The sequence below is a fragment of the Ruminococcus sp. YE71 genome, from assembly GCF_900119155.1.
Lineage (GTDB): Bacteria > Bacillota > Clostridia > Oscillospirales > Ruminococcaceae > YE71.
In genome coordinates this window covers 186,875-200,050 of record NZ_FPIR01000005.1, presented here as the reverse complement: position 1 = coordinate 200,050, position 13,176 = coordinate 186,875, and the positions used below count along the sequence as shown (strand labels likewise).

The window sequence follows — 13,176 nt, the reverse complement described above, 5'->3', positions numbered from 1 at the left end:
CCCGTTATTCTCCGTTCCTGAGTTCGTTTATCTTGTCTCTGAGGAAAGCCGCGTGCTCGAATTCGAGCATCTTTGCGGCTTCCTTCATCTGTCTTGTCAGCTTGTCGATAAGCTGCTGAGTCTCCGCCTTTGACAGCTTCGACTTCTGACGAGCGCTGTACTCGACCTCTTCCTTTGTGGAGATCTCGATAACGTCGCGGATGTCCTTGATGATGGTCTCGGGAACGATACCGTGTTCCTCGTTGAACTTCATCTGCAATTCGCGGCGGCGGTTCGTCTCGCGTATAGCGCGTTCCATCGAACCCGTGACCGTGTCAGCGTACATGATGACGTGACCCTCTGCGTTTCTCGCGGCGCGTCCTATCGTCTGTATCAGCGAACTCTCCGAACGCAGGAAGCCTTCCTTGTCCGCGTCGAGTATCGCCACCAGCGAAACTTCGGGTATGTCAAGACCCTCTCTCAGCAGGTTGATGCCTACCAGCACGTCGAACTCGCCGAGTCTCAGATCGCGGATTATCTCCATTCGCTCGATAGTGTCGATGCCGTGGTGCATATAACGCACCTTTATCCCGAAGCCCTTGAGGTAGTTGGTCAGGTCTTCCGCCATCTTCTTTGTCAGGGTGGTGACCAGCACGCGCTGCCCCTTCTCGATGCGTTTGTTTATCTCGCTGAGCAGGTCTTCTATCTGACCTTCGGTGGGACGAACGTCTATCTCGGGGTCGAGAAGTCCCGTCGGGCGTATCAGCTGTTCGACCACCTGCTCGCTCTTTTCCTGCTCGATAGGTCCGGGGGTCGCCGACACGAACACTGCCTGTCCGATATGTTCATAGAACTCATCGAAGGTCAGCGGTCGGTTGTCTCTCGCGCTCGGCAGACGGAAACCGTACTCGATGAGGGTGTCCTTTCGTGCGCGGTCGCCTGCGTACATACCCCTGACCTGGGGCAGGCTGACGTGGCTCTCGTCCACCATCAGCAGGAAATCCTTCGGCAGATGGTCCAGCAGGGTATAGGGCACCGACCCTGCGGGTCTGCGTGCAAGCACTCTCGAATAGTTCTCGATGCCCGAGCAGAAGCCTATCTCCTCCAGCATCTCGATGTCGTAGTTTGTGCGTTCCTTTATGCGCTGAGCCTCGATGAGCATATCTTTGCTCTTGAAGTACTCGACCCGCTCTTCCATCTCGGCGCGGATGTCCTCGATGGCTTCCATCATCTTGTCCCTGCCGACGATGTAGTGAGTGGCAGGGAACACCGCCGCATGGGCAAGCCTTGCGAGCACCTCGCCCGTCACCACGTTTATCTCGCTGATGCGGTCTATCTCGTCCCCGAAGAACTCGACGCGAAGCGCGGTATCGGTGTTGGCGGCAGGGTATATCTCGACAATGTCGCCCCGCACCCTGAACTTGTTTCTCGAAAAGTCGATGTCGTTACGTTCGTACTGGATGCCCACCAGCTTCGCCACCAGCTCCTCACGGCTCAGCTCCATACCGGGGCGGAGCGAGACCACCATCGACTTGTACTCTTCGGGGTCGCCGAGGGAGTAGATACAGCTGACCGAAGCCACGATGATAACGTCGCGGCGTTCAGCGATAGCCGAGGTCGCCGAGTGGCGCATCTTGTCTATCTCGTCGTTTATCGAGCTGTCCTTTTCGATGTAGACGTCCTTGCTCGGGATGTACGCTTCGGGCTGGTAGTAGTCGTAGTAGCTGACGAAGTATTCCACAGCATTGTTGGGGAAGAACTCGCGGAACTCCGAACAGAGCTGTGCCGCGAGTATCTTGTTGTGTGCCAGCACGAGGGTAGGTCGGTTGACACGGGCGATGACGTTCGCCATTGTGAAGGTCTTGCCCGAACCCGTAACGCCCAGCAGAGTCTGTTCCTTCATGCCGCTGTTGATCCCCTCAACGAGCTTGTCGATAGCCTCGGGCTGATCGCCTGCGGGCTTGTAGTCGCTGACCAGCTCAAAATGATCCATATCTGCCCCTCCTTTAAATGAGTATACATACTAATTATACCTCAAAAACCCACTTCAACAAACAGGTCAGATGAGAATAATTTGTGACGCTGATATGAACGATGTGAACATCGCGCAATATCGCCGTTCCGACTGCAATAATAGTGTTGACAACAGCGTGCTCAGGTGGTATAATTGTGTTTGATAATTGCGGAAAAACAACTGCAAAGGAACAACAGAGAGGTGACACTATGAAAATATTTAAGAGAACAGCGGCTTGTCTGCTGGCGTTCTGCCTGCTGACGGGATGCGCTTCGGGACAGCAGAGCACGGCTTCGGAAGGTGCGGATACTGCGGTCTCACAGTCCGAGGGCAAGCCCGAAAAGAAAGACAAGAAGGATAAAAAGGACAAGAAAGACAAAAAAGATAAAAAGGACAAGAAGGATGAGGGCGGTAATACCGTCGTCAAGACTGCCGAGACAAGCGGCACCATGCCCGTTATCGCGGTGCAGACAAAGAGTGACGATGCGAACGCTCTCAACTTCGTGACAAAGCCCGTCGCGAAGCACGTTGCCGAATCCATCGCTTCGTGGACTCCGGGCTATAAGATGCCCCCCGAGCCTTACTACGAGGATTGTCTCGTCACCGTCACCGATACCGACGGTTCGGTACAGCTGGACACCGTTGACGCGAAGGCGAAAGTCCGCGGCAACTGGACGACCTCCTACGACAAGAAGCCCCTCAGGATCAGCTTCGACAAGAAGCAGTCGGTGCTCGGTCTGAACGGCGGCGCGGAGTTCAAGAACTGGGTGCTGCTCGCCGAGTACAAGGACATCTCCATGCTGCGCAACAAGACCGCCTTGCAGATCGCCCGTGAGATACTGGGCGAGGACGGCTACTATTCCTCCGACGCAAAGCTGGTGGAGCTTACCGTCAACGGCGAGTATTTCGGCGTGTACCTGCTTGCCGAGATGCAGCAGATAAAGTCGGGCAGGATAGACATCACCGAAGCCGAGAAGGACTACACGGGCACCGATATCGGCTACTTCCTTGAGTACGACGGCTACTATTACAACGAGGATGACCTCCATCAGTTCTTCGTCAGCTACTGCAAGGACGCGGCTCTGACCCCATACGACGGCAAGGGCGGCAGCGGCAGAACCGCGACTCCGCTCTGCGGCGGCAGGAACAACGTGGGCATCTCCGTCAAGAGCGAGATATACTCAAAGGAACAGCACGACTTCATCGCGTCGTATGTCTCCAACGTCTACAAGATAATGTACGAAGCCGCTTATAACGACAAGGCGTACACCTTCAACAGCGACTATACCGAGATAACCGAGGACAGCTCCCTTACCCCTCAGCAGGCGGTGGAAGCCGTCGTCGATGTGAAGTCTCTCGCCGATTCGTATATCCTCTGTGAGCTTGCCTGCGACGCGGATATCTACTGGTCGAGCTTCTTTATGGATGTGGATTTCGGCGAGGGCGGCAGCAAAAAGCTGACCTTTGAAGCGCCGTGGGATTTCGATTCCGCCCTCGGCAACAAAGACCGCTGTGCCACGGGCGAGGGTTTCTACGCCGCGAACATCGTCAGCGACGTGAACGATCAGTACAAGACCATCAACCCCTGGCTCGCAGTCCTGATGAACGAGGACTGGTACGTGGATACCGTGAAGGAACGCTGGACAAAAGCCTACGACAGCGGCGTTTTCGAGCGTGCGATTCAGTCGGTCGGTGATGATTCGTCAGCGTATGAAAAGGCGTTTGAGATGAACTACGACAAGTGGGACAACATCCGCTTCAACGCCGCCGCGAACGAGTGGTGCAGAGCCTCCGCGGCCTGCAAGACCGAAAAGGAAGCCGCCGACTACTTCAAAAACTGGCTCACCACCCGTGTGGACTTCCTCAACAGCGAATGGCATAACTGACCGATATACAGCAAATGACCCGAATGTTCCTTTACGAGCATTCGGGTCATCTGTTTGGTAGAAGGTATATGAAATCCGTATAGTAGAGTTCTTTAGTAGCGCTTTTTCAGCATTCCCTCGGCGGTCAGGGTCAGTCCCACGGGCTTGCCGCCGAGCCTGATGTCGATGTCAACATCGCCTCCGCACGTATCCACCGAGATGACCTCTGCCTTACGCATGAGTTCGCCCGAGTGGCGTGTGCGTTTCGCTTTTTCGGAGTAGCTGCTCACGTCGTCGGACGTGAACCACACGCTGCCGAAGAGATTGTTCACGACGGTCAGCGCCTGTTTCTGACAGCCTGTGAGTTTCAGACCGTCGTCCCGAAGCAGGAAAACATCGGGGTCGTTCAGGAAGGCTCTGCCGTTGAGCTGTCTGCGGAAAACGCTGTTGAGCATGGAATTTTTGGTGGAGACGCGCTCGCGGTGGGTCATCTGCATAACGGGGTTGTCGTTCCAGTCGAGACCCACGTCGCAGCCGATGCGGCAGTAGTCTGCCCGTCCGAAAGCCGACGCGAGGGGAACTCCGCAGCCGAGTATCAGCTTGTCGCCGACGCACTCCCGCAGGAAATCCATCGCTTCGTTCATGACCTGCCCCCTCGACTTGCCGAGCTGAGGGATGATGCAGACCGCGTACAGGAAATCCAGCTTCACCAGGTCGAAGCCCCACTCGCCCAGCACCGTGCTGAATACGTGTCTGAGATAACGGCGGACTTCCTCGTTGTAGAAGTCGAGGGCGTAGCTTCCAGACCAGTTGCAGCCAGCCCTGACGGGTTCGCCGTCGCTGCCGCGGAGCAGCCAGCCTTTGTGCTCGCGGAATATCTCCGAGTCCTCCTCGCAGACGAAGGGTGCCAGCCACAGACCCGACAGGAGCCCGTTCTCGTGTATCTTTCGGCTCATCTCAGCCATCCCGTCGGGGAACTTCTCGTCGTCAACTGAGAGCCAGTCGCCGACCGCTGTCTGGTAGCCGTCGTCTATCTGGAAAATATCCGTTTCCGCGCCGTCTGCGACTATCGCGTCGAGGTCGTGGGACAGCTTTTCCTGACTGATGTTCTGATAGTGCCTGTACCAGCTTGTGTAGCCGCGCAGGGGCTTTGCGGCAGGGGGTGTGATGCCCATGATGCCGAACCAGCTGTCGAAGACCTCGCTGTCCGTGCCCTGCAAAACGGCGATGTCCACCGCCGTGAACTTTTGAGAGAACACCGCGCCCTCACATTCCCGTGAGAAGCTGACCCGCCTGCCCGAGACCGAAAGCCTTATCAGCGTGAAGCCGATGCTCTCGTCCGCCGAGCCGAACAGCAGATAATCTCCGCCGTCCTTGAGGTAAGCGTAGGTGAAGCCGTGGAATTCGCCCGCCTTGTTCGGGTATCTGACGAACCCGTAGTCGCCGTAGCGGTCGAAGCTGTACTTTTTCACCGCCGCCGCAGGTATGCCGTGAAGTCCGCGCATTTTCTCGTGGGGCTCGAACTCGCGGCTGTCCGTCCAGGACTGATAGCCGTTCATGAAGATGCGCTGTCCGCGCTCGATATTTATATCGGCGCTGACCGTCAGCTCCTCGAAGATCAGCTCTCTGAGCGGCTCGATAACGAGCCTTATCCTGCCCTCGTTGGTGGTGAGCTTAGCTTTGAAACTGTCGCAGGAAAGCTCTCCGCGGAAGCTGTAGGTTATGCCGTTTAGTCTTATCCTTGCGGAATATCCGTCGGGTGTGTTCATCATTCTGCCTCCTTCGTGGAAGTCTCTTTGCTGTTGTTTTCAAGTATCCCGATGATCTTGTTTTCCTTGTAGAGTCCGAGGATGAGTCCGCCGATAAGGCAGAGTACTGCGGCAGCCGCGGCGGTCACTCTGAGACCGAAGCCGTTTTCACCGATGCCCTTTATAGAGGTGAACAGCACCATTGCAAGTGCCTGACCCATCTTCATGGCGAAGGTCCTTGCCGCAAAGAACATACCCTCGCGGCTCTCGCCTGTCTGTATGCCGTCAGCCTGCGCAACGTCCGCGACGATAGCCTGGGGAAGTATGCCGAGCACCGCCATTGGTATCGAAGCGAGCACGGCAATCGCAAGGCCGTTCGCCATCTTGCCCATGCCGAGCTTTCCTGCGAACGCCGTGAACAGGAACACGAAGCTGAAGAATATGAATGCGCCCATAACGAGCTTTTTCTTGCCGAGTTTTTTCGCGAGGATGTTGACGGGGAGATAGAACACAAGGCTCATAGCCGTCATCGTCGCAAAGAGTATGAACACCTTGTCGGATTTCAGTCCGATGAGGGTCACGGTGTAGAAGGAAAGACCCGTCTGGAACATGGTGAGCGCCACCCAGTAGAAGATATCCGAGTAAACGAACTTGCGGAATTCCTTGTTCGAGAAAGTCTTTGCGAGGGATTTGAAAGCGGGGGTCTCGGACGGGGTGGTGTCAACGTAGTCGCTTTCCCTGATGGTGAAAACGGGTACCAGCATACATATCGCCGCTACTGCCGCGAGTATGCCGATGGTCACGCGGAAGGAATTAGCGTAGCCCAGCGAGCTGCGGAAGAAGCCTGCGATATTAGGTACAAGGTAGGATATCGCACTTCCGAAGAAGAAGGTCACCGAGATGTAGGTCGATACGTTGATGCGGTCTTTCGGGTCTTTACCCAGCTCTGGGAGCAGGGCGTTGTAGGGTGTGCAGTAGATGGTCATGAACAGGTAGAAGAGCAGCAGCGTCACGAGGAGTGCAAGGTCGTTCACCTTGGAAGTGCCGCCCACAGGCGACATGAATATCAGCACCGTAACAGCCGCGAAAGGCACGGCGATAGCCCTCATGAAAGGGATGCGTCTGCCGTCCTTGTGGCGGCAGCGGTCGGATTTTGATGCGATGTAGGGGTCGGTCACAGCGTCGAAAAGCCTTCCGATGGCGGTGATTATGCCGATGACCGTCAGTCCCAGCAGCACGCTGCCCTGAGTGATGAAAATCTTCTGACCTGCATCAAGCTCGGTCTTTTCGGGCATATAGAAGAACACGAGCCAGTTTGAAACGATGCCCGACAGCATCGACCAGCCCAGCTGACCCACTGCGAATTGCAGCAGTACCTTGTTGGTTATTTTTTTCATCAGCATACCCTCCTTTTATCTTGCCGAAACGTAGCTTATCGCCATATCTATCATGAGTTCGAGCTCCTTTTCGGAAGTTACGTTCTCGTTTTCAAACACGCTTGGCTGTGAGAATTTCTCGCCCATGAGCATCATCGCGTGGGTCACCGCCAGGTACAGGGTCGGGAAGTCCACATCGTCCCTGACCGTGCCGTCGTTCACGCCCTTCGCGAATGCGCTCTCGAACAGCGGATAGAAGTTCAGCAGGCTTGCCTGATACTCTGTCAGCACGTCGGCAGGCACCTTGTTTTTTATTACGAAGCGGTCGAGGTCGCCCACGAACCGCAGGAAATCCCCGTGGGAAAGGTACAGCACCCGAAAGACCTTCATCAGCTCGTGCAGCTGTTCGATGCCCGTCTTGTCCTCGTAGTAATCGCACTCGAACACGCCGTCGAAAAGCTGTCTTACGTCACGCCAGATAAGGCAGGCAGCCTTCAGCACCATCGCCGATTTCGTCCCGAAATAGCGGTAGAGCGAAGCCACGCCGATATCACATTCATCGGCGACGTCGGTCATTTTTATAGATGCGACCTCTCTTTCGAGCAGCATTTTCGCACAGGCGGCAACTGCTGCGTCCATTCGGTCGTTTTTTACATTTTTTATTAAATTTTGATAATCCACTTGACAAATGCCCCTTTTTGTGATAGACTTAATATCAAGGTGATAGTCAGACTATCACTCTGGTATAAATTATATCACACCCCGTTTATTTTGTCAAGACGTTTTAAAGAAATTTAAAAATTCGGCTCTATTTTTGTTGAAATTGATATGGAGGTATCGGCATGGACAATTCAAAGGTCATTTTCGGAAACAGAGTAAGCCCCCGCGACGCGAAAAAGGCGGAAGAAAAGGCAAAGGGCTTCGTGAAGAAATACGGCGACGACAGGAACGCAGGCTATCATCTGAAAGCAGTCCCCAACGGCACGGTCGGCAGATACCTCGGTATACAGGATCTTGTGCTGTCCGATGAGCCCCTTTCCATCGACACCGAAAACAGCATCATCATCGGCAACATCCGCATGGGCTTCGGTCACTACCGCATCTCGATGGCGATAGCTTCGGCGGCACACTCGATGGGTCTGACCCCGTACTGGTTCGACCTGAACTCCTTCAAAGGCACGACCGCCACTTCTATAATATCCTCTCAGAACGACCTTTATTCACTGGGCTCGCGCATCTCACAGAAGAGCGTTCTGTTCAACAAGCTGGTCTGGGAGCCTGTCAACAGCGAGGGCTTCCGCAAGCTGAGCTACAACTCCGCCGACCAGAAGATGACCGAGCTGATGACGGGTCTGTACGGCGACTTCCCGAAGGACATACCCTTCGCGGCGACCCACGTATGGCCTGCACAGGGCGCGGTACACGCAGGGCTCACCAACGTCGTGAACGTCGTCCCCGACAACTGGCCGATGGCTCTGCACCTTGCCGAGGGTTCGGTACACACGGTGCAGACACAGAGCGCCTACATGGGCTACAAGGTGCTCCGCGGCATGGACAAGAAACGCAGTCTACGTCCCATGCCCGACGAGGCGATAAAGTACACGGGTCACTACATCGACCACGAGCTCGTATCGAACATCGAAGCCGACAACGCCCGCAGGCTCGCAAGGCTTGAGTCGGGCGCTCCGAGACGCTATCTGCTGACCATCGGCGGCGCAGGCGCTCAGCAGGAGATGTTCGCGATGATAATCCGCCAGCTTCTGCCGTCGATCCGCAAGCGCAGGGCGGCGCTCATCGTCAACCTCGGCGACCACCGCGACGCATGGAACGGTATCCGCAAGCTGCTGCCCGACATCAGCTGCATGACCACCGAGCACGCCGACGATTTCTCCGCCACGGCCGCTTTCGCCGAGGAGGCTCTCGACGGTGCGCTCGACGGCATCCATGTTTTCTGCCACAGCGACATTTTCGCGGCGGTGTACTCGACAAACCTGCTGATGCGCGCCTGCGACGTGCTCATCACAAAGCCCAGCGAGCTTGCGTTCTACCCCGTCCCGAAGCTGATGATAAAGCGCGTCGGCGGTCACGAGGCGTGGGGAGCGGTGCGTGCCGCCGAGCTCGGCGACGGCAGTTTCGAGTGCGACACCATGCGCGACATCTCCTCGATGCTGAAGTCTCTCCAGCGCGACCCGACCATGCTCCGCTTCATGTGCGGCAACATCGAAAAGGCTAAGTCGCAGGGCACCTATGACGGCGCTTACAAGGTCGTTGAACTGGCGCTCCGCAGATAATAAAAAAGAGACGACCCCGAAGTGTTTTGACTTCGGGGTCGTTTGCTTTACTTGTTTTTTCTGTTTATGAGTTTGCCGATGCCACAGACTATCAGGTATATCGCCTGATAGATGGGTATGAACAGGAAGCGTTCGGCGGTGAAGATTATGCCGATGGCGATGCCGCTACAGAATGCTTCGATGCCGTAATCCTTCGAGCCGTCGCTCATGGCGGGCATCGCCCAGCCCGAATCCACGCCTGCATGGGAGCAGTAAACGGCGTATCCCAACAGACCGACGTAATACAGCAGCGAAATGAGGAATATAGCTTTCGATACGTTGAACTCTTTTTTCATAATGATCTCTCCTTTTCGGATATTCGTTTTCTGCGGCGGTTTTCCCTGTGATTCTTTACAGCGCTGACCGCCATGTAAACTATGCTTGCGATGCAGAACGGGAACAGGCATAAGATCATCCCTGCCGCCCCGAGCAGAAAGCCTGCAAGTCCGTAGTATGAGTGGAGCGGTGCAAAGGCTATCGAAAAGCCGCACCCTGCCGCCGCACAGTAAAGTCCGTAAAGAAAGGCAGTTATCCACGGCGCACGGGCGGCCATGTCGAATATTTTTTCTCTGTTGATGGTTTTCATAAGCGCTCCTTTCAGTTCATGATGTCAGCACTATCGCCGGTCCTGCCGCCTGTATCATCGCTATGACCGACCACATCAAGACCTTTTTCATATCTGCATGGCTCCCGAAGTCCGTTTCAAGCACCTTTATCCGCAGGAGCATATTCAGCAGGAACATCGTGAGAATGTAGAGGAATTTATACCCGCTGTCCATGCCTTTGACCGTCAGTGCAGATACGGGGGATAAATATGCGTTGTCAGCTATCCCTGCGATAATCAGTGCAGTGCCGCTGAATTTCGTCATCCATATCCTCAAAAAAATGTACGTCAGCATTGTCGGGATGATTATCATCAGGATCACCGAGGCTCCCACACTTGCAAAACCGCCGTGTATCTTCAGGTCGCGGAAAAGCTCGCAGGTGAGTATTGCGAACAGCACAGCCTCGCAGGTCAGTACAAGCGCTTTCTTTACATTCATACTGCCGCACATCCCGATCTTTTTATATGAACGATAAACGCCCATATCAGCCTTACCACTATCGCCGCCGCGAACATCAGCTCGTGAAACAGGGCGACTATGGCAAATTCTATCCCTGCAAGAAAACCGTGCTGTGCGCTCTCGGGGTAGAAGACGTTAAAGATGAGATTCGCTCCGATAAATAAGTTTATCAGTGAGAGCGGCACCGACAGCGTGAAGAACAGCACGCCGAAGCGCAGTCTGTCGTTTCGGTCGGCACTGTCGCCCAGCATCTTGTGTTCGACAAACGGGTAGCCGAGTGCCATCATTATCAATAACGCTATCCAGATGAAAAAGTCCGCATCGCTGTTGAGCGAAAAATCGTAAGCATAGGCAACGAGATATGCCCATGAAGTCAGCGAGCAGACTGCCGAATATGCGAGTGCGGTAAGTGCGGATCTTTTCAGTTCATTCATAATGATCCCTCCCAAAGTGCTTTCGCCGTAAGAGCGGTGCTGTGACCGCCGCTTTCTCTCTTCCTTGCACTAATGATACCACATTTTTCCCCGTAAAACAAGATAACATCCGTCACTTTCGCGGTGACGGATGTCATTGATTTCGTGTGAGATTTGTCACTGATCGGGATTGTTCGCCCCGTTCGGTCTTGCAAACCGCTGACGTGCTATCTGCTGACGGATGTCCCTGCCCATGAACACGATGGGTATGAAGCACCCCATCAGCCGCGAAGCTATTCGCTCATGATAGCGCTGTTCGAGCTGTTTGGTGTCGAGGTTCGTGGAGATGATGGTGGGGCGGCGCAGATTGACGCGGCTGTTGATGATGTTGTAGAGGTAGGTCTCGTAGACCGATTTCTGCTGTTCCGCGCCCAGGTCGTCGATTATCAGCAGTTCTGCATTTATCAGCGAGTCGAGGGTGTCGCCCTCGCTCCTGCCGAACTGTTCGTCCTCGATGCGCCTGAGAAAATCGAACGCCGAGCCGAAAGCCGCCTCGTACCCTCTGTCCGCCAGCGCCTTCGCAACGCATCCCGAGAGGAAGGTCTTTCCGAGCCCCGTTCCGCCCATCATCAGTATCGAGCGCTTGTCCTCGGGGAAATTCAGGCAGTAGTTGCAGAGGAAATCCACCCATCTGCGCATCTTGTTCTGCATATCCGTCCCTTCATAGAACTCGGCGCGGAACTCCGAGAAGTCGTGCAGAGCGATAGCCGAACGGGTGTTCAGCTCCTGCACCGTGAAGTTCTTCATCAGCTCCAGTATGCAGCTGCATCGTTCGCCCTCGATGATGCCCGTGTCCCTGCACTTCGGGCAGGTGTATTGGGGTTCGAGGAAGTTCGGGTCGCCCGTCAGCTGTCCCACCAGCAGTCGGATGTTCTCCTGAGTGCGCAGGTTCTTTTCCTTTATCAGCTCGGCTTTCTTCGCGGCGTCGGGGTCGCGGAAAGCTATCACCCTGATAAGGCTCTGATAGGAATTTGCGACCTGTTCGCGCATCTGCCTGACCTCGGGCAGCTTCTCGAAGATGTATTTCTCGCGCTTTTCCGCCTCTTCGAGAGCGGCGTTCCTGCGCTCCGAGACTATCTCTTCCGCCCTTACGATGGCGTTGTGTGTATATTTCATCGGTTACCCTCCTCAGTGCCGAGCAGTGACGGGTCGAGGGTGAGAGCCATGTCCTCCCAGCCGCTCACGTCATATGAAGTATCGCTGCGGGCGTTGTCGGTACGCTCCTGTTCAAATCTCAGCTCGCTGGCGATGACCGCTTCGACGGACATGAGCTTTTCCTCCTGCCAGCGCTTGAGGATGCCGTTGGTATACCCCAGCTCAAAGCGGTTCTTCTTCTCACGGCAGCGCTGTCCCGCAAGGTCGATGGTCTCGACGTCGAAGCCCCATTCTCTCCACCTCGCGAAGTATTCCAGCTGTTTTTTCGTCAGGCTGCCCTCTATCCCGAGAACGCGTTTGAGCTTCTCGTCGATGCGGTTCGCTTCGGTCTGCCTGATTATCTCGGCCTCGACCGCGCCGTACTCGACTATGCCCCTGCTGTGCCAGTCCTTCGCGACCGACTCGATGTAGGCTATCCTGTCCTTGCCGTGCTCATGCGCAAAGCGTGTCAGTATGAGTATCGACGGCACCGAGAACCCGTAGTACTCGTACAGATTCACGAACCCTGCCGTTTCGGTGGTATTGATAGTCCTGCCGAATATCTTCTGCACCTCTTCGTATAGGGTCGCGAGCTCGGTATTTTCACGGGCTTTCTGCGCTAAGTCTTTCGGCGAATACCTGACCGTTGACTTTGCGGCGGCGGTATTCTTCATCGGGTCGATAGCTTCGGTCAGCACGACGGGCTGTGCCTGCGGAACAGGCTCCGCGGTCTGAACAGGCTGCGGCTCGGCGGTGACCTGCTTTATCGGCTCGCCGTTTTCGGGGGCAGCGGAAATAACTCCATAGGTGCTCCAGAAAATGACCGCGTCCTCGGCTTCGGAAGGGGTCAGACCGCAGCGTGCGGCAAGCTCGTCTGTGTCGGCAATATCTGTGTCGGTACACATCAGCGCTATCAGGACTTTGCAGAACTTCGGGTCTGCGACTTTTATGTAGTTTTCGGCAGCGCACGGAACGGTGAACACCCGCCCGAACGGCATGACCCCTATCTTGTATCTCATGTGCATTCTCTTTCCTTCGTCTGGATTTCACTATGTATTATACCACAAAGCCGAAGCATTTTCAAGCACATAATATTAACTTTCCCGTTTTTCGTGCTTTATCGGGTTTTTCGCAGTATATTCCATTATCACACAGCTCCTAAAAAAATATCTCCGCAGGGAAAAAATCCTGCG

General features: G+C 55.1%; 12 protein-coding genes. 2 read left to right on the top strand and 10 right to left on the bottom strand.

The features are described from left to right. Window positions 1–4: 4 nt before the first annotated feature. Window positions 5–1,972 carry an excinuclease ABC subunit UvrB gene (gene uvrB / locus BT142_RS06755; protein WP_072417443.1) on the bottom strand — a complete coding sequence of 656 codons (1,968 nt, stop codon included), beginning with the start codon at window positions 1,970–1,972 and terminating at the stop codon, window positions 5–7. A 230-nt stretch (window positions 1,973–2,202) separates the two neighbouring features. On the opposite strand from uvrB, the gene BT142_RS06750 reads away from it, so the two are divergent. Next, window positions 2,203–3,879, top strand: coding sequence for a CotH kinase family protein (locus tag BT142_RS06750; protein ID WP_072417442.1), 1,677 nt, complete (start codon window positions 2,203–2,205; stop codon window positions 3,877–3,879). A gap of 92 nt (window positions 3,880–3,971) precedes the next feature. Here the strand turns inward: BT142_RS06750 and BT142_RS06745 are convergent, their stop codons facing one another. Genes BT142_RS06745 through BT142_RS06735 form a run of 3 tightly spaced genes read right to left on the bottom strand, consistent with a single transcriptional unit; the run spans window position 3,972 to window position 7,621 of the window. Continuing rightward, on the bottom strand, window positions 3,972–5,630 hold the full coding sequence (locus tag BT142_RS06745; RefSeq protein WP_084659363.1) for a glycoside hydrolase family 36 protein: 1,659 nt from the start codon (window positions 5,628–5,630) through the stop codon (window positions 3,972–3,974). Continuing rightward, window positions 5,627–7,003 carry an MFS transporter gene (locus BT142_RS06740; protein ID WP_072417440.1) on the bottom strand — a complete coding sequence of 459 codons (1,377 nt, stop codon included), beginning with the start codon at window positions 7,001–7,003 and terminating at the stop codon, window positions 5,627–5,629. The genes BT142_RS06745 and BT142_RS06740 overlap by 4 nt, the downstream gene beginning before the upstream one ends. 15 nt (window positions 7,004–7,018) lie before the next feature. Continuing rightward, complete coding sequence (locus BT142_RS06735) at window positions 7,019–7,621, bottom strand: TetR/AcrR family transcriptional regulator (RefSeq protein WP_072417439.1); 603 nt, start codon at window positions 7,619–7,621, stop codon at window positions 7,019–7,021. Between the two features lie 203 nt (window positions 7,622–7,824). Here BT142_RS06735 and BT142_RS06730 point away from each other — a divergent pair, with 203 nt between their 5' ends. Beyond that, window positions 7,825–9,273, top strand: a complete 1,449-nt coding sequence (locus tag BT142_RS06730; protein ID WP_072417438.1) for a DUF6937 domain-containing protein — start codon at window positions 7,825–7,827, stop codon at window positions 9,271–9,273. Window positions 9,274–9,320: 47 nt separating this feature from the next. On the opposite strand, the gene BT142_RS06725 is transcribed toward BT142_RS06730, so the two are convergent. The 6 genes from BT142_RS06725 to BT142_RS06700 form a co-directional block, all read right to left on the bottom strand. Continuing rightward, window positions 9,321–9,608, bottom strand: coding sequence for a hypothetical protein (locus BT142_RS06725; protein WP_072417437.1), 288 nt, complete (start codon window positions 9,606–9,608; stop codon window positions 9,321–9,323). After that, a complete protein-coding gene (locus BT142_RS06720; protein WP_072417436.1) occupies window positions 9,605–9,898 on the bottom strand; it encodes a hypothetical protein in 294 nt (97 codons plus the stop codon). Before BT142_RS06720 ends, BT142_RS06725 begins: the two co-directional genes overlap by 4 nt. A 16-nt stretch (window positions 9,899–9,914) precedes the next feature. Beyond that, window positions 9,915–10,355 (bottom strand): hypothetical protein, encoded by a 441-nt coding sequence (locus BT142_RS06715; RefSeq protein WP_072417435.1) that lies wholly within the window; start codon window positions 10,353–10,355, stop codon window positions 9,915–9,917. Continuing rightward, window positions 10,352–10,810, bottom strand: coding sequence for a hypothetical protein (locus BT142_RS06710; protein WP_072417434.1), 459 nt, complete (start codon window positions 10,808–10,810; stop codon window positions 10,352–10,354). Before BT142_RS06710 ends, BT142_RS06715 begins: the two co-directional genes overlap by 4 nt. A gap of 156 nt (window positions 10,811–10,966) precedes the next feature. Continuing rightward, on the bottom strand, window positions 10,967–11,965 hold the full coding sequence (locus tag BT142_RS06705; RefSeq protein WP_072417433.1) for an ATP-binding protein: 999 nt from the start codon (window positions 11,963–11,965) through the stop codon (window positions 10,967–10,969). Then, complete coding sequence (locus BT142_RS06700; RefSeq protein WP_072417432.1) at window positions 11,962–13,002, bottom strand: DnaD domain-containing protein; 1,041 nt, start codon at window positions 13,000–13,002, stop codon at window positions 11,962–11,964. Before BT142_RS06700 ends, BT142_RS06705 begins: the two co-directional genes overlap by 4 nt. Between the last annotated feature and the right edge of the window lie 174 nt (window positions 13,003–13,176).

What these genes read in the sequence shown, in the direction of transcription:
- BT142_RS06715 (WP_072417435.1), bottom strand. Translation starts at nt 10,355, where the DNA reads ATGAATGTAAAGAAAGCGCTTGTACTGACCTGCGAGGCTGTGCTGTTC.
- BT142_RS06740 (WP_072417440.1), bottom strand. Translation starts at nt 7,003, where the DNA reads ATGAAAAAAATAACCAACAAGGTACTGCTGCAATTCGCAGTGGGTCAG.
- BT142_RS06720 (WP_072417436.1), bottom strand. Translation starts at nt 9,898, where the DNA reads ATGAAAACCATCAACAGAGAAAAAATATTCGACATGGCCGCCCGTGCG.
- BT142_RS06745 (WP_084659363.1), bottom strand. Translation starts at nt 5,630, where the DNA reads ATGATGAACACACCCGACGGATATTCCGCAAGGATAAGACTAAACGGC.
- BT142_RS06710 (WP_072417434.1), bottom strand. Translation starts at nt 10,810, where the DNA reads ATGAATGAACTGAAAAGATCCGCACTTACCGCACTCGCATATTCGGCA.
- uvrB (WP_072417443.1), bottom strand. Translation starts at nt 1,972, where the DNA reads ATGGATCATTTTGAGCTGGTCAGCGACTACAAGCCCGCAGGCGATCAG.
- BT142_RS06700 (WP_072417432.1), bottom strand. Translation starts at nt 13,002, where the DNA reads ATGAGATACAAGATAGGGGTCATGCCGTTCGGGCGGGTGTTCACCGTT.
- BT142_RS06730 (WP_072417438.1), top strand. Translation starts at nt 7,825, where the DNA reads ATGGACAATTCAAAGGTCATTTTCGGAAACAGAGTAAGCCCCCGCGAC.
- BT142_RS06725 (WP_072417437.1), bottom strand. Translation starts at nt 9,608, where the DNA reads ATGAAAAAAGAGTTCAACGTATCGAAAGCTATATTCCTCATTTCGCTG.
- BT142_RS06705 (WP_072417433.1), bottom strand. Translation starts at nt 11,965, where the DNA reads ATGAAATATACACACAACGCCATCGTAAGGGCGGAAGAGATAGTCTCG.
- BT142_RS06735 (WP_072417439.1), bottom strand. Translation starts at nt 7,621, where the DNA reads ATGGACGCAGCAGTTGCCGCCTGTGCGAAAATGCTGCTCGAAAGAGAG.
- BT142_RS06750 (WP_072417442.1), top strand. Translation starts at nt 2,203, where the DNA reads ATGAAAATATTTAAGAGAACAGCGGCTTGTCTGCTGGCGTTCTGCCTG.